Here is an 18,598-nt window from a genome sequence, read left to right on the forward strand (position 1 = left end):
TCAGCGGCGTGCGCCGCCGCGCGCGAACGGGCCGTCGCCGGTGAAGACCAGCTTGGCGAAGCGGTCGGCGATCAGCCGGTGGGTCGCCGCGTCCGGGTGCAGCCGGTCCGGGAGGGGCAGGTCGGTGGAGTCCTGCTCGCCGTACAGGTCGAGGCCGTTCAGGTAGTGGAGGTGGGGGTCGCTCGCGGCGCGTTGCGTCACGATGCCGGCCAGCTCCTCACGGATGACCCGCAGTGTGAGCTTGCCGGCGGCGCGTTCGGCGGGGTCGCCGGTGGTGACGAACTTGACCTGGCCGCCGTCGCGGAGGGCCGCCAGGTCGAACGTGAGCGGGCCCGGGGTGTCCTCGTGGATCGGGCAGTGGATGGCCGAGACGACCAGCAGGGGAGTGGTGGGATGCCCCTCGCGGACGGTGTCGAGGAAGCCGTGCACGGCCGGGACGAACGCCCGCAGGCGCATGACGTCGGCGTTCACCAGGTTGATGCCGAGCTTGACACTGATCAGGTCGGCCGGGGTCTCCCGCAGGACGCGCGCGGTGAACGGGTCGAGCAGCGCGCTGCCGCCCAGCCCCAGGTTGATCAGTTCGACGCCGCCGCGCGCGGCCGCGAGGGCCGGCCAGGTGGTGGACGGGCTCGCCGCGTCGGAGCCGTGGCTGATCGAGCTGCCGTGGTGCAGCCACACCGGCCGGTCGCCGCCGGTGACGGGCGAGACCGGGGCATCCGTACGCAGCGCGACGAGCTCCACCCCCTCGTTGTGCGGCAGCCAGATCTCGACGTCCTTGGGCGTGCCCGGGAGGCCGGTGAACGACACGGTGCCCGCGGGGCCGGCGTCGAGGCTGGTGCTGCCGGCGGCCAGGTCGATCGTCAGCGTGTTGCCGCCGGGCACCGTGGCCTGCCCGGCCAGGCGGCCGTCGACGAGCAGGTCGTACACGCCCGGCGGGCGGGCCGGGATGCCGGCGTAGACCCGGCGGGTGGCCACGGCGTCCAGCTCGACGGCCGTGGCGCTGGTGCGGAAGCTGACCCGTACGCCGGAGGGCTGCGCCTCGACCATCGCCAGCTGCGGATCCGGGGTCTGCGCCCGCGCCCGGGCCGGCAGCCGGTGCGGCCGCAGGCCGTGCTCCGTACGCTCCAGCTCGGCCGCGCCGCGCACCAGGCCGGCGGTGATCGGGGTGGTGATCCAGGGATTCATGCGGTTTCCTCCGCGGGCCAGTTGCGCAGCAGGGCGTCGAGGCCGTCCATGATGCGGGTCCAGGACCGCTGTGCGTCGGGGCTGCTGTGGTCGAAGGCGCCGGCCAGCTCCAGGCTGATGTAGCCGTGGAAGGTGCTGCCGATCAGGCGGACGGCGTGGGTCTGGTCGGTCTCGCCGAGGTCGTAGCCGCGCAGGATCGCGCGGGTCATCCGCGAATGCCGGGGGCCGGCGCCGGCGGCGGCGGTCTGCGGGTCGAGCCGCCGGCGAGCGGCCGCATACCGCCCGGGGTGCTCCCGCGCGTAGTCGCGGTAGGTGTCACCCAACGCCGTCAGCGCGTCCTTGCCGGCCCGGCCGGCCAGCGCCTCGGCGGCCCGGTCGGCGAGCTCGGCCAGGGCGAGCAGCGTGATCCGGGTCTTGAGATCCTGCGAATTCCGTACGTGCGAGTACAGGCTGGGAACCTTGACGCCGAACTGCCGGGCGAGCGCGGAGACAGTGACGGCGTCGAAGCCGATCTCGTCGGCCAGCTCGGCCCCGGCCAGCACGAGCCGCTCCGGTGTCACCCCTGCCCGCACCATCGCCGATCTCCTTAAGGTCTACGGCAACAGCCTAAACCCTTTAGGAAGCCGGGTCCAGCACTCACGTGCGCGAGGAATCCTGGGCCGAACGACGCCGGCTCGCCGCGACAGGGCCGCCGCGACAGGGCCGGCGCGCAAAGGCGGCCGCGGAAGGGGCGTCACGAGGCCACGGCGCTCACGATGGCGTCGCGGGAGGCGGTCACCTCCCGGCGCAGCTCGCCGAGGTCGACGCCGACCAGCCGGCCCTCGGACTTCACGGTACGGCCGCCGACCAGCACCGTGCTGACGTTGCGCGGGTCGGCGCCCAGCACCAGCGTGCCGACCGCGTCGTTGAGCGGCATCGTGTTGACCGCCTCGGCCTCGACCACCAGCAGGTCGGCCTGCTTGCCCGGGGTGAGCGAGCCGGTCACCGCCCCCAGCCCGGCCGTCTCGGCGCCGTACAGGGTGGCGAAGCCGAGCACGTCCCGGGTGGTGATCCGGGGCGCGGAGCCGCCCACCGCCCGCATGCGCTGCACCGCCAGCAGCACCCGCATCTGCGTGAACATGTCGCTGGCCAGCGCCACCTCGACGTCGATGCTGAGCCCCGGCCGTACGCCCACCGCCAGCGCCTCGTCGATCGCCGGGATGCCGGTCTCCAGGCCGAGCTGGGTGTCCGAGGTGGGGGCGAGGGAGATTCTGGTGCCGGATTCGCCGATCGCGCGCCACGCGTCGGGGGTCAGGCCGGTGGCGTGGATCAGCGTCAGGCGCGGGCCGAGGAGGCCCTGCCTCTCCCAGGCGAGGACCGCCTCCGACGACGGCACGCCGAACACCGCGTCGACGCTGACCTCGACGTCCAGGTCCCGGGCCACCGCGGCGAGCTCCGGGCCGTACGCCAGTTCCGGGCCGGCGATCTCGGCCGTGGCCAGGGCGGCCAGCCGCAGCGAGACGCGGTCCGGCAGCTCGGCGCGCAGGCGCGTCAGGTCGGCCGGCCACTGCCGGTCCCAGGTGCCGAAGTGCGGGCCCATCGAGGCGTGGACGCCGCGGATGCCGGTGCCGGCGAGGGCCCGGACGGCCGCGTCCGAGTGCGCCGCGCTCCGCGAGTTGTGCGAGAAGTCGAGCATCGTGGTGATGCCGGCGTCCAGCGCGGTGAGGGCGGCGAGGCGGGTGCCCACGTACATGTCGTGCGGGGTGTAGGCCGGCGCCACCTCGGCGAGCGTGGACGTCACGTACGCGCCCAGGTCGAGCACGTCCGGGATGGTGCGGCGCATCTGGGCCTGCCACGCGTGCCGGTGCGTGTCGACGAAGCCGGGGGCGACGATCCGGCCGGTCGTGTCGACGACGGTCGCGCCGGCGGCCGCGGGATGCTCGCGCAGGTCGGGGCCGACCGCGGCGATCGTCTCGCCGGTGACCAGCACGTCGCCGCGGGCGAGGTCGCCGAGCCGGGGGTCCATGGTGACGACGGCGCCACCGGTGAAGAGGGTTGCCATGACGGGTCTCCGTTCAGGATCGGCGGGTGAGGACGTATCCGGCGTGGTGCAGCACGCCGTCGGTGAACCGGCCGTAGGCCCAGAAGCCCAGGTCGTCGTGGTAGACGATGCGGTCGCCCTCGATCTGGAACGACCCCTGGTAGGCGTGCGGGCGGCCGTCGCGCGTCTCGTCGTAGCGGCCGTCGGCGGTCAGCTCCTGCTCCAGGAAGCCGGTCGAGTCGACCCACACGCCGAGATGGGGGGAGGCCGACGTGGGCGCCGGCGGCACGAACGACGTCAGGGTCGCGCCGTTGAAGATCACGAACTCGCCGTCCGCGACGACCGCCGGGGCCTGCGAGGGCCACCAGATCAGCATTTCGAACGTACGGGCGGAGCCGGCGGTCCCCGACGGCACGACCGCGAACGTGGCCGGATTCCCCGGCGTCAGCGAGCGCGGGGCGGCGCCGAACACCGGCACGAGGGCCAGCCCGGTGCAGTCCACCACGACGGCGTTGTCGTCCTCGGCCGCGGTGTGCAGCCCCGGACCGACGCCCACGATCTCGGCGCCGACCACCATCAGGTCCGCGCCGGTCAGGTCGCCGAGCACCGGGTCCAGCGTGTGGACGGTGGCGTTGACGAACAGCAGCGGCCGGCCCTTCTCCGCCGACAGCACCGCTTCGTCGAGTGTCTTGGTGTTCATCGCGTACCTCCTTGGTCACCACCCTCGGGCGTCCGGCGGGCCGCAACCAGGCCGCGCTCTCCCGGGGTGCGGCACACCCTGGCAGCCCCGCGGAGGGCTCCCTACGCTGGTCGCATGGTGGAAACCCGGCTCGGAGCGTTTCTCGCGGCCCGGCGCGCCCGGCTCACCCCCGGCGACGCCGGACTGCCCACGACCGGCGTACGGCGGGTCGCCGGCCTGCGCCGCGAGGAGGTGGCGGTGCTGGCCGGGGTCAGCGCCGACTACTACACCCGGCTGGAGCAGGGGCGTGAGCGCAATCCGTCGCCGTCCGTGCTGGACGCCATCGCCCGCGCCCTCCAGCTCGAGCCGGACGCCCGGGAGCACCTGTTCCGGCTGGCCGACGCGCCGATCGGGGACGTGCCCGCGCCGCAGCGCCCGCAGGTGGCGCGCGGCCTGCGCGAGCTGCTCGACGCCTGGCCGGACACCCCGGCCGTGGTCATCAACCGGCGGCTGGACGTGCTGGCCCGCAACGCGATCGCGGAAGCCTTCTACGCGGACTTCGCGAGGGCCGACAACTACGCGCGGATGACGTTCCTGGACCCGTACGGAAGAACGTTCTTCGCGGATTGGCCCCGGGCCGCCCAGTCCTGCGTGGCGAACCTCCGGCTGGCGCTCGGCCACGACCCGCACGACCGGTCGGCGCTGGACCTGGTGGCCGAGCTGAGCGAGCGGGCGCCGGAGTTCCGGGAGCTGTGGGAGCGCAACGACGTCCGCGGCAAGACCCACGAGGCGAAGACGTTCCGGCACAGCGCGGTGGGGGAGCTGACCCTGTCGCACCACGCGTTCGACGTCCGCGGCTCGGCCGACCAGCAGTTGATCGTCTACCAGGCCGAGCCGAGCAGCCGCAGCGCCGAGGCCCTGCGACTGCTGACCATGCTGCCGCGCGTCACCGTTCGCTGACCGGCAGCCCCTCCGCCTCGGCGAACCCGGGCATGGTCGCCGGCGCCGTCGTCGCGACGGTGATCCACCTCGGGGCCGCCGCCCTGCCGGCGCGCGGCGCCCACGTCCTGCGGCCGGCGCGGTAGCGGAGGCCGCCGGCGGTGCCCGGCCGGAGGCGGGCCGCTGTCAGGACGGCAGGGGGTGGACGGTGCAGCAACACCTTTCCGGCCATCAGCCGGCTTCCCCGGTCACGTAGGCCGCCAGGTTGCTCAGCGTCTGCTGCCCGCCCTCGACGGCGTGGTACTTCTCCACCGCCCGGTCGCGGAGTTCCCTGGTGGGGAAGGTCGTGCGCAGCACGACGCGGGTCGCCGCGCCGTCCGGCGTGAAGGTCAGGACCGAGGTGAAGGAGTCCGGGTCGTCGCGGGACTCGCCGTGCAGCATCGCGATCCGTTCGGCCGGGACCAGCTCGGTCCAGGTGATCCACTCGGGATAGTCGGTGCCGTCCGGCCCGTGCATCACGAAGTCCCAGACGCCGCCGACGCGGAACTCGAAGGACCGGGTGGTGGTGCTGAATCCCTCCGGGCCCCACCACCGCGACAGGTGCCGCACCTCGGTGAACGCCTCGAACACCAGCTCCCGCGGCGCGTCGACGAGCCGGGAGATCACGATCTCCCGGTCGGTGGCCGCCGGCTCCGTATCCGCCATCTCAATCCTCCTGTGTCCGCTTGAGGTCCTGCACGTACGCGTCCAGCCGGTCGAAGCTCCCGGCCCAGAACTCCTCGAACCCGCCGAGCCACTCGTGGACCGGCCGCAGCCCGCGGGCGTCCAGGCCGTAGAAGTGCTGCTTGCCGGCGCCGCGCAGCCGCACCAGCCCGACCTCCCGGAGCACCCGCAGGTGCTTGGAGGCACGCGACGGGCTCATGCCCAGTTCCTCGGCCACGTCGGTCACCGGTCGCTCGCCGGAGCGCAGCAGCGTCAGGATGTCCCGGCGCTGCGGCTCGGCGATCGCGTTGAAGGCGTCGGAGGTCGTCGCTGCTCGTGCCATGGCCGTGATCATATTCCGTTATCGGAAAACGTCAAGCCGGGCGGCCTCCGGGCAGCGCGGATAGCATGGCCGGATGGGGAGCGACTGGCTGGCGGACGCGGTGCTGTACGAGATCTACCCCCAGTCGTTCGCCGACTCGGACGGCGACGGGGTCGGCGATCTCCGGGGCGTCATCGAGCGGCTCGACCACATCGCGTCGCTGGGCGTCGACGTCATCTGGTTCAACCCGTGCTTCGCCTCGCCGTTCGTCGACGCCGGCTACGACGTGGCCGACTACCTCACCGTCGCCCCGCGGTACGGCACCAACGACGACGTGGCCGAGGTGGTGGCCGAGGCCCGGCGGCGGGGCATCCGCGTCGTGCTCGACCTGGTCGCCGGGCACACGTCGATCGAGCACCCGTGGTTCCGCCGGGAGCTGGCCGCCGACGGCCCCGCCCCGGACGGTGACCGCTACATCTGGTGCGAGGAGCTGCCGGCGCGGTCCTGGACGCGGGACATGCCCGGCACACCCGCCTGGGTGCGGTCGCCCGGCCCGCGCAAGGGCTACTACCTCAAGAACTTCTACGACGAGCAGCCCGCCCTCAACTTCGGGTGGGCGTCCCGGACCGGCGGCGAGACGTGGCGGGACGCGGTCGACGCGCCGGGCCCGCTGCGCAACCGGCGGGCGCTGCGGGACATCATCGCCTTCTGGCTGGACAAGGGCGTCGCCGGGTTCCGGGTCGACATGGCGTTCTCGCTGGTCAAGGACGAGGACTGGGCCGACGGCCTGCGCGAGACGACCGCCCTGTGGCGCGAGCTGCGGGAGTGGCTCGACGAGGCGTACCCGGACGCGGTGCTGATCCCGGAGGGCACCGAGCCGCGCACCGGCGGGCCGCTCGCCTTCGACGCCGACTTCTTCCTGGTCATCAAGGCCGAGCACGCCAGCCTGTTCGACAACCACGCCGCCGGCATCCTGCCGTTCCAGCCGCCCGTCGAACCGTTCTTCGACGCCGAGGGCCGGGGCAGCACGCGGCTGTTCCTGGACGGCTGGAACGCGGCACGGCGGGCGGACCCGGCGCGGCCGATCCTGATGTCCACGGCCGACCACGACTTCAGCCGGTTGCACTGCGGCCCGCGGACGCCCGACCAGCTCGGCGCCGCCCTCACGTTCCTGTTCACCTGGGGCAGCGTCCCGTGCCTCTACTACGGCGACGAGATCGGCATGCGCTACCTGCCCGGCATGCCGGACGTCGAGGGCGCGATCTGCAACCCGTCCTACAACCGGGCCGGATGCCGCACCCCGATGCAGTGGGACGACGGCCCGAACGCCGGGTTCTCCACCGCGGACGCGTCCCGCCTGTACCTGCCGATCGACCCGGACCCGCGGCGCCCGACGGTGGCCGCGCAGGAGGACGATCCCGCGTCGACGCTCTCCTTCGTCCGGCGTCTCATCGCGCTGCGCCGGGCCACCCCCGCGCTGGGCGCGCGGGCGTCGATCCGGGTCGTCCACGAGGGCTACCCGTTCACGTACGTCCGCGGCGGGTCGCACCTGGTCGTGGTGAACCCGCGCCGCGAGCCCGCGGAGGTGAGCGTCCCGGAGGCGGCCGGCGCCTCCCCGCTGCTGGCCTCCGGCGTGAAGGCGACCCCGGACGGCTTCCGGGTGGACGGCTTCGGCTACGGCATCCTGGCGCTGCCGGGCCACTGACGACGAGTCGCCGCCCGCCCGGGCGACAGCACCGGCCACGAGGCGGTCCCGGCGGCGAGGCGGTCCCGGCGGCGAGGCGGTCACCGCGGGGGCCGACGGGCCCGGAGGGGCGGGACCTCGGCCCCGTCCCCGGAAGGGGCGCCGGCGGCAGACTGAGGGCGCAACGACGGTGAGGAGGCCGGCATGTGCGTCATCGATCCGTCGCGTCCCTGCGGGGGCTGCGCCGCACCGGACCCGCGGGAATGCCCGTACCTGTATCTGCTCGACGCGGACGAGCTCGAGGCCCTTCAGGCCAGCGCGAGCACCCGCAGCAGCAGCCGGGCCGCCTCCCCGCCGTCCTCCACCGCCGTGTCGACGGCGCGCGGGACGTCGAGGTCGTCGAGCAGCGCCGTGACGACCCCGGCGGAGGCGTGCGCCGCGCCGCCGGGACGACTCGCCGCGGTGTAGAGCAGTTCGAGGCGGGACGCGGCCCGGTCGAGCTCGCCGCGGCTGTACTCCCACGGGGTGTGCCACGGCCGGTCGAGCACGAGCAGCCGCACCGTCGCCGCGGAGTGGTCGCGCAGCAGGTCCGCGACCAGGGTGAGGTTGCCGGTGCTCTTGGCCATCTTGGCGCCGTCCTGGTGGACCGCGCCGACGTGCAGGCGGGCCCGGGCGAACGGCGTCACCGACGTCGCCGCCTCCACCATCGCCGCCTGGTAGGCGTGGTGCGGGAAGGCCAGGTCCGCGCCGCCGGCGAGCACGTCGACGCTCGCGCCGAGCGCCGACAGAGCCATCGCCGCGCAGCCGGCGTGCCATCCCGGCCGCCCCGGGCCCCACGGTCCGGGCCAGGCCGGCTCCCCGTCCGCCGACGGGCGCCACACCGCCACGTCGAACGGGTCGTCGCGGTCCGCGTCGTGCGGGTCGTCACCGAACTCGGCGGAGCGGGCCAGCGCCTCCTCGCGCGGCAGGCCGGAGCTTTCCGCGACCGGCGCGCCGCGGAAGAACACCGCACCGTTGCGGACGTACGCCCGGTCCGCGGCCAGCAGCGCCACGGCGAGCTGCTGCACCGTACGGATGTGGTGCCGCGCGTGGGGTTCGTGGGCCGGGCGGCGTACCCGCAGGGCCGTCATGTCCTTGTCGAAGGCGTACTCCTGGTGCAGCGCGAACTGCGCGAAGTCGCTGCCCCGCACGCCGGCGGCCCGGGTCAGCACGTCGTCGACGTCGGTGACGTTGCGGCAGCCGACGGTCTCCACCCCGAGCAGCCGCCAGACCGACGTGAGCAGATCCGACCGGACGAACGTCGCCGCGTGCCCCAGGTGCGTCACGTCGTACGGCGTGATCCCGCAGGTGTAGACCCGCGCGGTGCCGGCCACCGGCAGCGGCGTCCCGCGCAGCCGCAGCGCCGCGTCGTGCGGCACCGGCCCGGCGGAGGTCGCGTCCGGCGCGCTGCGATAGGTCATCCGCCCATGATGTCCCCGGCCGGGCGCTGGGGCCAGGAACTCGTCCGGACGACCGCGTGGTGCGCCCGCGCCCAGTCGGCGACGAAGTCCTCCGCCTCCTCGGGCGTGCCGGTGGCCAGCAGCGCCGTCAGCGAGTCCCGCAGCGATCGCAGGCCCGCGGCGGTCATCGGTACGCGCACCGTCTCGTGATACCCGACCCGCACCGCGTACGGGTAGATCGGGTCGCTGGTCGCCTCGGCGCGCAGCGGCGGACAGCCGGCCTGCTGTCCCGGCCGGCCGGCCGGGCCTGCGGATGCGTACTCCTGGAACATGGCGACGTCCTCTCGGCAAGCCTGCACCCCAGCCTCGCCGACGCGCCGGATCGCCCCGGGTGCCCGCCGGGAGCAGCTTCGTAGCGGGCCGCCGTCAGGCCGGCGCGCCGGCCCGTTCCGCGTGCGCGGCGATCAGGCAGGCGATCGCCTCGGTGACCCGGCGGGCGTGGGCGAGGTCGATGGACTCGTCGATGCCGTGCATGTTGCCGTCGGGGTCGATCGCGCCGGTCACCACGAACTGCGCCGACGGGTAGCGGCGGCCGAGCATCTCGATGAAGGGGATGCCGCCGCCGACGCCGAGGGCGGCGCACGGTGCGCCGAAGACCTGCTCGCTCACCTCGTCGAGGGCGGCCGTCAGCCACGGTGCCCGGGGCGCGGCGTTCCAGCCGTCGACCAGCATGAAGTCGGTCACCTCGACGTCGGCGCCGTACGGAACCCCGGTGGTCAGGGTCCGCACCAGGGCCTGCCGGGCGGTCTCCGGATCGACCGTCGGCGGGAGGCGGAAGCTGAGCCGCAGCGACGTCGAGGCGCGCAGCACCGCGCCGGCGACCCCCGGGTCGGGCAGGCCTGCGGCACCGATCACCGACAGCGCCGGCCGCCAGGTGTTGTTCAGGAGCAGCTCGGTGTCGTCGCCGTCCATCGGGCGGGTGCCGCCGGCGAACGGGAACCGGCCGGCGACGCCCGGCTGGAGCGCGGCGAGAAGCTCGGTCTCGGCCCGCCGGGCGTCCGGGATCGGCGTGTGCATCTCCGGGACGGTGACCCGGCCGGTGGCGGCGTCCTCCACCCGGTCGAGCAGGGACCGCAGGATGCGGAAGGAGCTCGGCACGATGCCGCTCGCGATGCCGGAGTGCTGCGGGTGGTCGAGGACCCGGACGGTGACCGTGGCCTGCACCGCGCCGCGCAGGCTGGTGGTCAGCCAGAGCCGTCGGTTGTCCAGGCCCGCCGAGTCGAGGCAGATCACCAGCTCCACGTCGCCGAGGCGGCCGGCGAGGTGCTCGAGGTACGCCGGCAGATCCGGGCTCCCCGACTCCTCGCCCGTCTCGAGCAGCACGACCGCGCGGCCGTGCTCGCCCCCGGCGGCACGGACGGCGGCGAGCGCGGTGACCGCGGCGTACCCGGCGTAACCGTCGTCGACCGCGCCGCGCCCGTAGAGCCGGCCGTCGCGCAGCACCGGCTGCCACGGGCCGAGCCCCTCGGACCAGTCGCCGAGCGGCGGCTGCTTGTCGAGGTGTCCGTAGAGGACGACCGTCCCGCCCTCCGCCGCCGCGCTCGTCGCCGGCACGTCGACGAGAAGCAGCGGCGTGCGGCCCTCGAACTCGATCACCTCGGTGTGCGCGCCGGGCAGCAGTCCACTGCCGAGGATCCACTCCCGCACGTGCCGGACGGCGTGGTGCAGGGTGCCCTTCGCGGCCCAGTCCGGCTCGTACGCGGGCGACACCGCCGGGATCGCGATGAGTCCGGACAGCTCGCGCACGACCTCGTCCCGCCACCACCCGTCGATCGCCTTGCGGAAACGCGAGCCGTTTACGTCCGTCATTGTCGATACGTCCTTCGTCCGCGGGACCGCACGCATTCCGCGGCCCGCTGTTCATTGCGGGAAAGGTGGTCGCCGTCACTTTCCGCGCGATTATGGCGACTGTTGTTCGTGGCCGCGTGAGCCTATCTTCTGCTCACCGGCGACCGAGGTAGCGGTCCGCCACGACCGCGGGCTGCTCGGTGATCCGGCGCTCCGCCAGATTCCGGGCCAGCCGCAGGAACTGGGCGTGCGTCCAGGCCAGGGGAGTCGCCGAGAAGGTGGGCGTACCGGGCGCGAAGCCGGGACCGCCCGCCGGGGCGGTGCGGTCCCAGACCTGCTCGGGGAGCATGCCGCCGGGGCCGGTGGCCCGGGTCATCGCGGCCAGCCGGGCGGCGGCCGCGCGGGGGTCGCCCGCGGCGATCTCGTACTCCCCGCGCTCGCCGCTGAGCAGGGGCCAGGCCCGGCCGCGGGAGACGAGCGAGCCGTCGGGTTCGCCGTACTCCCACGGGCTGCCGTCGAGTTGCTCGCCGAAGCCGTCGAACGAGGCCCGGTGCCAGAAGAAGCCGCGCGGGGTGCGTACGCCCAGCTGCGCGTCGACCACGGCGAGGCTGTTGACCACGTCGGGGTCGGCGGCGGGCAGGACGCCGAGGCGCACCAGGTCGAGGAAGCCGGGGTCGACCACGCGGCGCTGGTCCACGGCGGCCGGGCCGCCGTCGCCGATGGCGTAGGTGGTGCCGGCGTCCGGGTCGCCGTCCTTGGTCAGGCGCAGGAAGTACGGCTTCCGCGAGTACGGTCCGGTGCTCGTCACCGTCCAGGACCTGACCCGGGCCCGCCACGAGTCGGCGGTCGCGAGGTAGCGCCGCGCCGCGGCCGGATCGCCGTGGGAGCGGGCGACCGACGCCGCGCAGACCAGCCCGGCGATCGCCGTGGCGATGGTGTTGGGGGAGTAGCCGGACTGGTTCTCCCAGCGTTCCTGCGGCGTGAACGGCGCTCCCGGGTAGGCGACCAGGAAGTCGGCCGCCCGCTTGATGCCGGGCCACGCGTCGCCGCGGCCCAGCTGGTACGCCAGCACGATCGGCAACGCCACCTCGTCGAGTTGCAGGCCGCCCCACACCGGGGTCCCGTCGACCTGCGAATTCTGCGGGAACGAGCCGTCCGCCTTCTGCTGCACGCCGAACAGGAAGTCGAGGGCCCGGTTCGCGCCCGCGCGGTCGCCGGCGGCGATCAGGCCGGTGGCGATCTGGTACAAGTCGCGCGACCAGACCAGGTGGTAGGGGCCGGACGGGTCGTCCGTACCGAACGCCCACGGTGCGGCCGGCGCCGCGACGTACGCGCCGGGGTGGGTCTTGTCCTCGGAGGCCGCGAGGATCATCGCCGAGGTGCGGAAGAGCTTCCGCTGCGCGGTGCCGTGCAGCGACCCGGGTGGTGCGCCGAGGCCCGCGAGATAGCGGTTCCATCCGTACGCGTACGAGCGCGCGACCTTCCCGAACCCCTCCGCGAGCGACCGCCGGGCGGTGGCGAGGGCGCCGGCGGCCGACCCGGCGAAGCCGAGCGCCAGGGTGGGGTGGTGTCCGCGCAGCTTCGCCGTCTGCACGAGGTTGCCGGCCGCGGCCGAGGACCAGTGCCAGTCCATCCGTCCGTCGCGCAGGTCGGTGCGGCCGTCGCTGACCCCGGCGAACCCGCTGGAGGTGGCGGCGAACGGGCCGGTCAGCGCGCTGGACACCGCGCCGTCCGTGGCCAGCAGCGCCCCGCCCGCGGTGCGCCCCGAGTCGCCGCCGCGGGAGTTGCCGAGCGCCGGGTCGTAGATCGCGTACAGGTCGTGGCCGGGCGGCGCGGCGAAGGAGAGGGCGGCCAGCACCGTCGAGCGGGCCGGGTCGGTGGCGTAATCGGCGGTGAGGCGCCAGTCCGGGCCGGCGAAGGTCTGCCGGAAACGCAGGCCGTCGCGCTGCTCGGTGCGTACGGTGGCCTTCGAGAGGCCGCCACGGGAGGTCACCGCGAAGGTGAGGGACCGGGCGCTCGGGCCGCCGGCGGTGGGGTAGAAGATCTCGCCCAGCCCGCCCTCGCGCTGCACGGTGGCCCAGACGCGGCTGGCCCGCGTCCGCGACGTGAGCAGTCCCGACTTGTCCGCCGGGAGGTAGCGCTGATCGACGCCGGGTGCGCCCGGGGCGGCGCCGGTCGCCGGCGCGGCGGGCGCGACCGCGAGCGTGGCCACCAGCAGCAACGGCAGGGCCGGCAGGATCGGCGTCATCTCGGCGGCCTCCTCGGGGCTCGGACGTCTCCGGTGTACCCCGCCGGGGCCTTGATCGCACCCGCGGCGCGGGGCCGGCGGCGGGGGGAGTTGACTGGACGGCGGATCGTCGTCGAGAGGGAGGACGCGGGCGGATGCGCGTTGCGGTTCTGGGTGCCGGTGTGATGGGTGCGGGCATGGTCGGTGCGCTGCGGCGGGCCGGGCACGAGGTCGCGGTGTGGAACCGTACGGCCTCGCGGGCGCGGGAGCTGAGCGCCACGGGCGCGGTGCCGGCGGCGACGGTGACCGAGGCGGTGACCGGCGCGGACGCGGTGCTGACCGTGCTCTTCGACACCGCCGCGACGCTGGCCGTCAAGGCGGAGCTGACCGCGGCGCTGGCGCCGGGGGCGGTCTGGATCCAGACCGCGACCGTCGGTCCGGACGGCATCGCCGAGATCGCGGCGGAGGTGCCGGCGATCCTGGACGCGCCGGTGCTGGGCACGAAGAAGCCCGCCGAGGACGGCACCCTGGTCGTGCTGGTCTCCGGCGATCCGGCGCTGCGGGACAGGTGCGCGCCGGTGTTCGAGGCGATCGGCTCGCGGACCGTCGTGGCCGGCGACACGGTGGGCCCGGCCAGCGCGCTGAAGCTGGTCTGCAACTCGTGGGTGGCGCTCGCCATGGCCGGGATCGCGCAGTCGGTGCGGTTCGCCGACGCGCTCGGGGTGCCGCCCGGCCTGTTCCTGGAGGCCATCGACGGCACCGCGACCGGGATGCCGTACGCCCAGGTCAAGGGCGGGGCGATCGTCGCCGGCGACTACACCCCGTCGTTCGCCGTGGACGGGGTCGTCAAGGACCTCGGGCTCATGATCGAGGCCGCCGGGCGCACCGGCTTCCCGGCGGAGCTGCTGCGGGCCGCGCAGGACCTGTACGTGCGGACGGCGGAGGCCGGCCACGGCGACGCGGACATGGCCGCCGTGGCGGAGGTCTTCCGCCGATAAACTTGATTCATTCCAGAAAAGCGGACTATGTTGGTGCCCATGTCGTCCGACCTCGAGGCGCAGCTGCGGGCCGCCTCGCTGCGCGTGACCCGGCCGCGGCTGGCCGTGCTCGCGGCGCTGCGTGACCACCCGCACGTCGACACCGACGCGGTGATCGCGCTGGTGCGCGAGGAGCACCCGGCGATCTCCCGCCAGGCGGTCTACGACGTGCTGCGGGCGCTCACCGACGCCGGCCTGGTGCGGCGCATCCAGCCGGCCGGCGCCACCGCCCGCTACGAGCGCCGGGTCGCGGACAACCACCACCACATCGTGTGCCGCTCCTGCGGCGCCATCGCCGACGTCGACTGCGCCGCCGGCCACTCACCCTGTCTCACCGCCTCCGACGACCACGGGTTCGTGATCGACGAGGCGGAGGTCGTCTACTGGGGCACCTGCCCCGGGTGCCTGACCGAACGTACGTCCCCAGCATTCGCCGGATCGGAAGGAAACAGATGAGCGACACCAACACCGGGCCGTCCAGCGCCCAGGGCGTGGACCGCAAGGCGGAGGCCGGTTGCCCGGTCGCGCACGACTCGGTGACCGCGACGGGCAGCGAGAGCGAGAACCCGGCGATCGACTCGCCGACCCCGAAGACCGCCGGGCGCCCCCGGACGAACCGGGACTGGTGGCCCAACCAGCTCGACCTGTCGGTGCTGCACGCGCACTCCTCCAAGAGCAACCCGCTGGGCCCGGAGTTCAGCTACGCCAAGGCGGTCTCGGAGCTCGACGTCGAGGCCCTCAAGCGGGACATCGTGCAGGTGCTCACCACCTCGCAGGACTGGTGGCCGGCCGACTTCGGCCACTACGGCGGCCTGATGATCCGGATGAGCTGGCACGCCGCGGGCACCTACCGCATCCACGACGGCCGCGGCGGCGCGGGCGACGGCGGTCAGCGGTTCGCCCCGCTGAACAGCTGGCCCGACAACGCCAACCTGGACAAGGCCCGCCGCCTGCTCTGGCCGGTCAAGCAGAAGTACGGCCAGAGCATCTCCTGGGCCGACCTGCTGGTGCTGGCCGGCAACGTGGCCCTGGAGTCGATGGGCTTCAAGACCTTCGGCTTCGGCTTCGGCCGCGAGGACGTGTGGGAGCCCGAGGAGATCTTCTGGGGCCCCGAGGACACCTGGCTGGGCGACGAGCGCTACGTCTCCGAGAAGGAGATGGCCGCGGACGTCGGCGCGACCGAGATGGGCCTCATCTACGTCAACCCCGAGGGCCCCAACGGCAACGCGGACCCGCAGGCGGCGGCGCACTTCATCCGGGAGACGTTCCGCCGGATGGCCATGAACGACGAGGAGACCGTCGCCCTCATCGCCGGCGGCCACACCTTCGGCAAGACCCACGGCGCCGGCCCCTCCGACGGCCACGTCGGCCCGGAGCCCGAGGGCGCCCCGATCGAGAACCAGGGCCTGGGCTGGCTGAGCACGTACGGCAGCGGCAAGGGCGGCGACACGATCACCAGCGGTCTCGAGGTGACCTGGACCGACAAGCCCACCCAGTGGAGCAACCGGTTCTTCGAGATCCTCTTCGGCTTCGAGTGGGAGCTCACCACGAGCCCCGGCGGCGCCAAGCAGTGGGTCGCCAAGGACGCGCCGGACCTCATCCCGGACGCCCACGACCCGGCGAAGAAGCACAAGCCGACGATGCTCACCACCGACCTGTCGCTGCGTGTCGACCCGGCGTACGAGAAGGTCTCCCGTCGTTTCCTGGAGCACCCGGACGAGTTCGCGCTGGCCTTCGCCAAGGCCTGGTACAAGCTGCTGCACCGCGACATGGGTCCGGTCAGCCGCTTCCTCGGCCCCTGGGTGCCCGAGGCCCAGCTGTGGCAGGACCCGGTGCCGGCCGTCGACCACGAGCTGGTCGGCGAGGCCGACGTCGCCGCCCTCAAGGCGAAGATCCTCGACTCCGGGCTGACCACCGCGCAGCTGGTCTCCACCGCCTGGGCGTCCGCGGCCAGCTTCCGCTCCACCGACAAGCGCGGCGGCGCCAACGGTGCCCGCATCCGGCTCGAGCCGCAGCGCGGCTGGGAGGTCAACGAGCCGGAGCAGCTCGCGTCGGTCCTCGGCACGCTCGAGGGCATCCAGCGCGAGTTCAACGAGGCCGGCGGCGCGAAGATCTCGCTCGCCGACCTGATCGTGCTGGCCGGGTCGGCCGCCGTGGAGCGGGCCGCCCGCGACGCCGGCGTCGAGGTCACCGTGCCGTTCCACCCGGGCCGCACGGACGCCACCCAGGAGCAGACCGACGCCGAGTCCTTCAAGGTGCTCGAGCCGCGCGCGGACGGCTTCCGCAACTACCTGCGCGCCGGCGAGAAGACCCAGCCGGAGGTGCTGCTCGTCGACCGCGCGTACATGCTCGACCTGACCGCGCCCGAGATGACCGTCCTGATCGGCGGCCTGCGCGCGCTCGGCATCACCGTGGGCGCCAACCGGCACGGCGTGCTCACCGACCGGCCGGGCGTGCTGACCAACGACTTCTTCGCCAACCTGCTCTCGCCGGGCACCCGGTGGAAGGCGTCGGAGTCCGAGGAGCACGTGTACGAGATCCGCGACCTGGCCACCGACGAGGTGAAGTGGACCGCCACCGCGGTCGACCTCATCTTCGGCTCCAACTCGCAGCTGCGCGCCCTCGCCGAGGTCTACGCCAGCAACGACGCCCGGGAGAAGTTCGTGGCCGACTTCGTCGCCGCGTGGACCAAGGTGATGGAGCTCGACCGGTTCGACCTCGCCTGATTCACCACTGCCCCACCGACGGGCCCGGCCGCGACGGCCGGGCCCGTTCCGTGTCGCGGCCGCGATAATGCCGGACGTGGACATCAGCGTGCGCGTCGTCGAATACACCGGTCAGATCGTCGCCGGCGGGTCCCGCAACGCGCTGGGGGTGAGCCGGGCCGCCTCGGAGGACCCGGCCGCCTACCCGCTGCTCGCCGGAGTCGACGAGCTCGACGACACGATCTTCAACTGGCGCCAGTCCGTCGTGCTGATCGACGAGCTGCACCGGCTGGCCGCTGCGACGCAGGACCCGGAGGTCCGCGCCGCCGCCGCCGACATCATCTCCCTGGCGGAGCTGCTCGCACCCGCGCCGCAACGGCCGCACCATCGGCGCCTGATCTTCATCGGGGACTGACCGGTTCCGGGGGCCGGGCCGGCAGCACGAGGGTGACGGTGGTGCCGGCGCCGACGGTGGAGTCGACCGCGATCGTGCCGTGATGCGCGTGGGTGATCGCCTCGACGATCGCCAGCCCCAGGCCGGAACCCCCGTACGCGCGACTGCGGCTGCCCTCCGCGCGCCAGAACCGTTCGAAGACGCGGGGCAGGTCGGCCGCCGCGATGCCGGGGCCGTCGTCGATCACCTTCAGGGTGACCTGCTCGCCGTCGGTCGCGACCTCCACGCGTACGGCCGTGTCGTCCGGGGTGTGCTGGACCGCGTTGCCCACCAGGTTGCGCAGCACCTGTTCCAGCCGGGGCGCGTCGCCGGTCAGCGGGATCGGGCCGGGCGCGGACAGGGTGATGGCCCGGTCCGGATAGATGACCTGCGCGTCGGCCACGATGCCGTCGGCCAGGGCGGTCAGGTCCACCTCGTCCTGCGCCAGCGGCCGGCCCGCGTCGAGCCGTACGAGCAGGCCGAGGTCCTCCACCAGCAGGCGCATCCGGCCCGCCTCGGCGTCGATCTGGGCGAACGCGGTGGCCACCGCCGGGCCCTCGATGGCGCCCTGGTGGTAGAGGTCCAGCCAGCCGGAGATGGTGGCCAGCGGGGTGCGCAGCTCGTGCGAGGCGTCGGCCGCGAACGAGCGTACGGTCTCCTCCGCCCGGGCCTGGGTGTCGAACGCCCGGTTGACCGCGTGCGCGAGCTGGTCCGTCTCGCTGCGGTCGCCGCGGGTCGGCAGCCGGGACGCGAGCGAGCCGGCCGCGATGGCGTTCGCCGTACGGGCCATCCGGACGAGCGGTCTCATGCCCACCCGCAGCACCGTGACCGCGAGCGCCAGGGTCAGCACCAGCACGCAGACCACGACGACGGCCTGCCGCACGAGCAGGGTGTTCAGGGTGCCCTCGTCGTCGGAGGTGTTCAGGTAGAGGATCAGGGCCGCCGGCGAGACCTCGCGCCCGTCCGGCCAGGCGATGCGCAGGCCGGGGCTGGGCACGCGGACGCAGAGGAACTCCGGCGCGTTCCCGGGTTCCTCACCCACCTCGTACGCCGCCAGCGTCCCGGTCACCGCGAGGAGCCGGCCGGTGTCCACCTCCGGCCGGTCCGTGCTGAACAGGATGCTGTCGTCGGCGCCGACACCGACGACGCCCAGCGGCGCGCCGACCAGGGCCTGCATCTGATCGGCGTAGACGGTCTGCGGGCCGCGGGCGAGCGCGTCGCGGTACTGCGCGGCGTTGACCCTCAGCACGTTCTCGTTGCGGTCGTCGAGGAAGCGGTCGAGCAGCACGCCGCTCGCGGCCGACGCGGCGACCAGGCCGGTGGTCAGGAGCAGGGCCAGGCCGGCCAGCATGCGCGTACGCATGCTGGACGGCCACCG

18 protein-coding genes are annotated in these 18,598 nt (G+C 74.0%); 6 read left to right on the plus strand and 12 right to left on the minus strand.

Translation table 11 applies throughout. The features are described from left to right. The 4 genes from CLV70_RS04630 to CLV70_RS04645 all read right to left on the minus strand — a co-directional run bounded on the left by CLV70_RS04630 (nucleotide 1) and on the right by CLV70_RS04645 (nucleotide 3,905). Nucleotides 1-1,185, minus strand: coding sequence for a GDSL-type esterase/lipase family protein (locus CLV70_RS04630; protein WP_106125110.1), 1,185 nt, complete (start codon nucleotides 1,183-1,185; stop codon nucleotides 1-3). Next, nucleotides 1,182-1,760: a TetR/AcrR family transcriptional regulator gene (locus tag CLV70_RS04635; RefSeq protein WP_106125111.1), complete on the minus strand. Its 579-nt coding sequence runs from the start codon at nucleotides 1,758-1,760 to the stop codon at nucleotides 1,182-1,184. The genes CLV70_RS04630 and CLV70_RS04635 overlap by 4 nt, the downstream gene beginning before the upstream one ends. A 158-nt stretch (nucleotides 1,761-1,918) precedes the next feature. After that, on the minus strand, nucleotides 1,919-3,226 hold the full coding sequence (locus CLV70_RS04640; protein ID WP_106125112.1) for an amidohydrolase family protein: 1,308 nt from the start codon (nucleotides 3,224-3,226) through the stop codon (nucleotides 1,919-1,921). A gap of 13 nt (nucleotides 3,227-3,239) precedes the next feature. Further along, nucleotides 3,240-3,905, minus strand: a complete 666-nt coding sequence (locus tag CLV70_RS04645) for an Atu4866 domain-containing protein (RefSeq protein ID WP_106125113.1) — start codon at nucleotides 3,903-3,905, stop codon at nucleotides 3,240-3,242. A gap of 114 nt (nucleotides 3,906-4,019) precedes the next feature. Here CLV70_RS04645 and CLV70_RS04650 point away from each other — a divergent pair, with 114 nt between their 5' ends. Continuing rightward, nucleotides 4,020-4,844, plus strand: a complete 825-nt coding sequence (locus CLV70_RS04650) for a helix-turn-helix transcriptional regulator (protein WP_106125114.1) — start codon at nucleotides 4,020-4,022, stop codon at nucleotides 4,842-4,844. Here CLV70_RS04650 and CLV70_RS38955 read toward each other — a convergent pair. From CLV70_RS38955 to CLV70_RS04660, 3 genes are read right to left on the minus strand one after another with little or no spacing between them, the layout of a single operon-like run. Then, nucleotides 4,831-5,055, minus strand: coding sequence for a hypothetical protein (locus tag CLV70_RS38955; protein ID WP_146163957.1), 225 nt, complete (start codon nucleotides 5,053-5,055; stop codon nucleotides 4,831-4,833). The genes CLV70_RS04650 and CLV70_RS38955 overlap by 14 nt on opposite strands. Beyond that, nucleotides 5,055-5,528 (minus strand): SRPBCC family protein, encoded by a 474-nt coding sequence (locus tag CLV70_RS04655; RefSeq protein ID WP_106125115.1) that lies wholly within the window; start codon nucleotides 5,526-5,528, stop codon nucleotides 5,055-5,057. Before CLV70_RS04655 ends, CLV70_RS38955 begins: the two co-directional genes overlap by 1 nt. Nucleotide 5,529: 1 nt before the next feature. Further along, nucleotides 5,530-5,868 carry an ArsR/SmtB family transcription factor gene (locus tag CLV70_RS04660; RefSeq protein WP_106125583.1) on the minus strand — a complete coding sequence of 113 codons (339 nt, stop codon included), beginning with the start codon at nucleotides 5,866-5,868 and terminating at the stop codon, nucleotides 5,530-5,532. A gap of 73 nt (nucleotides 5,869-5,941) precedes the next feature. On the opposite strand from CLV70_RS04660, the gene CLV70_RS04665 reads away from it, so the two are divergent. Beyond that, the gene (locus tag CLV70_RS04665; RefSeq protein WP_106125116.1) at nucleotides 5,942-7,552 is read left to right on the plus strand and encodes an alpha-amylase family glycosyl hydrolase; all 1,611 of its coding nucleotides are present in this window, start codon (nucleotides 5,942-5,944) and stop codon (nucleotides 7,550-7,552) included. A gap of 287 nt (nucleotides 7,553-7,839) precedes the next feature. Here CLV70_RS04665 and CLV70_RS04670 read toward each other — a convergent pair whose 3' ends face one another. From CLV70_RS04670 to CLV70_RS04685, 4 genes are all read right to left on the minus strand, one after another. Further along, a complete protein-coding gene (locus CLV70_RS04670) occupies nucleotides 7,840-8,991 on the minus strand; it encodes a cysteine--tRNA ligase (RefSeq protein ID WP_106125117.1) in 1,152 nt (383 codons plus the stop codon). Then, a complete protein-coding gene (locus tag CLV70_RS04675) occupies nucleotides 8,988-9,302 on the minus strand; it encodes a hypothetical protein (protein WP_106125118.1) in 315 nt (104 codons plus the stop codon). Before CLV70_RS04675 ends, CLV70_RS04670 begins: the two co-directional genes overlap by 4 nt. Nucleotides 9,303-9,396: 94 nt before the next feature. Then, complete coding sequence (locus CLV70_RS04680) at nucleotides 9,397-10,839, minus strand: M20/M25/M40 family metallo-hydrolase (protein ID WP_106125119.1); 1,443 nt, start codon at nucleotides 10,837-10,839, stop codon at nucleotides 9,397-9,399. Nucleotides 10,840-10,972: 133 nt separating this feature from the next. Further along, entirely contained in the window at nucleotides 10,973-13,066 is a 2,094-nt protein-coding gene (locus CLV70_RS04685; protein ID WP_106125120.1) for a glycoside hydrolase family 15 protein, read from the minus strand. Nucleotides 13,067-13,200: 134 nt separating this feature from the next. Between CLV70_RS04685 and CLV70_RS04690 the strand changes: the two genes are divergently transcribed. From CLV70_RS04690 to CLV70_RS04705, 4 genes are all read left to right on the plus strand, one after another. After that, nucleotides 13,201-14,043 (plus strand): NAD(P)-dependent oxidoreductase, encoded by an 843-nt coding sequence (locus CLV70_RS04690; protein ID WP_106125121.1) that lies wholly within the window; start codon nucleotides 13,201-13,203, stop codon nucleotides 14,041-14,043. A gap of 39 nt (nucleotides 14,044-14,082) precedes the next feature. Next, entirely contained in the window at nucleotides 14,083-14,538 is a 456-nt protein-coding gene (locus CLV70_RS04695) for a Fur family transcriptional regulator (RefSeq protein ID WP_106125122.1), read from the plus strand. Beyond that, a complete protein-coding gene (katG, locus tag CLV70_RS04700; protein ID WP_106125123.1) occupies nucleotides 14,535-16,808 on the plus strand; it encodes a catalase/peroxidase HPI in 2,274 nt (757 codons plus the stop codon). Before CLV70_RS04695 ends, katG begins: the two co-directional genes overlap by 4 nt. A 76-nt stretch (nucleotides 16,809-16,884) precedes the next feature. Then, complete coding sequence (locus CLV70_RS04705) at nucleotides 16,885-17,202, plus strand: hypothetical protein (RefSeq protein WP_146163958.1); 318 nt, start codon at nucleotides 16,885-16,887, stop codon at nucleotides 17,200-17,202. Here the strand turns inward: CLV70_RS04705 and CLV70_RS04710 are convergent. Next, nucleotides 17,189-18,583, minus strand: a complete 1,395-nt coding sequence (locus CLV70_RS04710; RefSeq protein ID WP_146163959.1) for a sensor histidine kinase — start codon at nucleotides 18,581-18,583, stop codon at nucleotides 17,189-17,191. The genes CLV70_RS04705 and CLV70_RS04710 overlap by 14 nt on opposite strands. Nucleotides 18,584-18,598: the final 15 nt, after the last annotated feature.

This window comes from Pseudosporangium ferrugineum, assembly GCF_003002065.1.
Taxonomy (GTDB): Bacteria; Actinomycetota; Actinomycetes; order Mycobacteriales; family Micromonosporaceae; genus Actinoplanes; species Actinoplanes ferrugineus_A.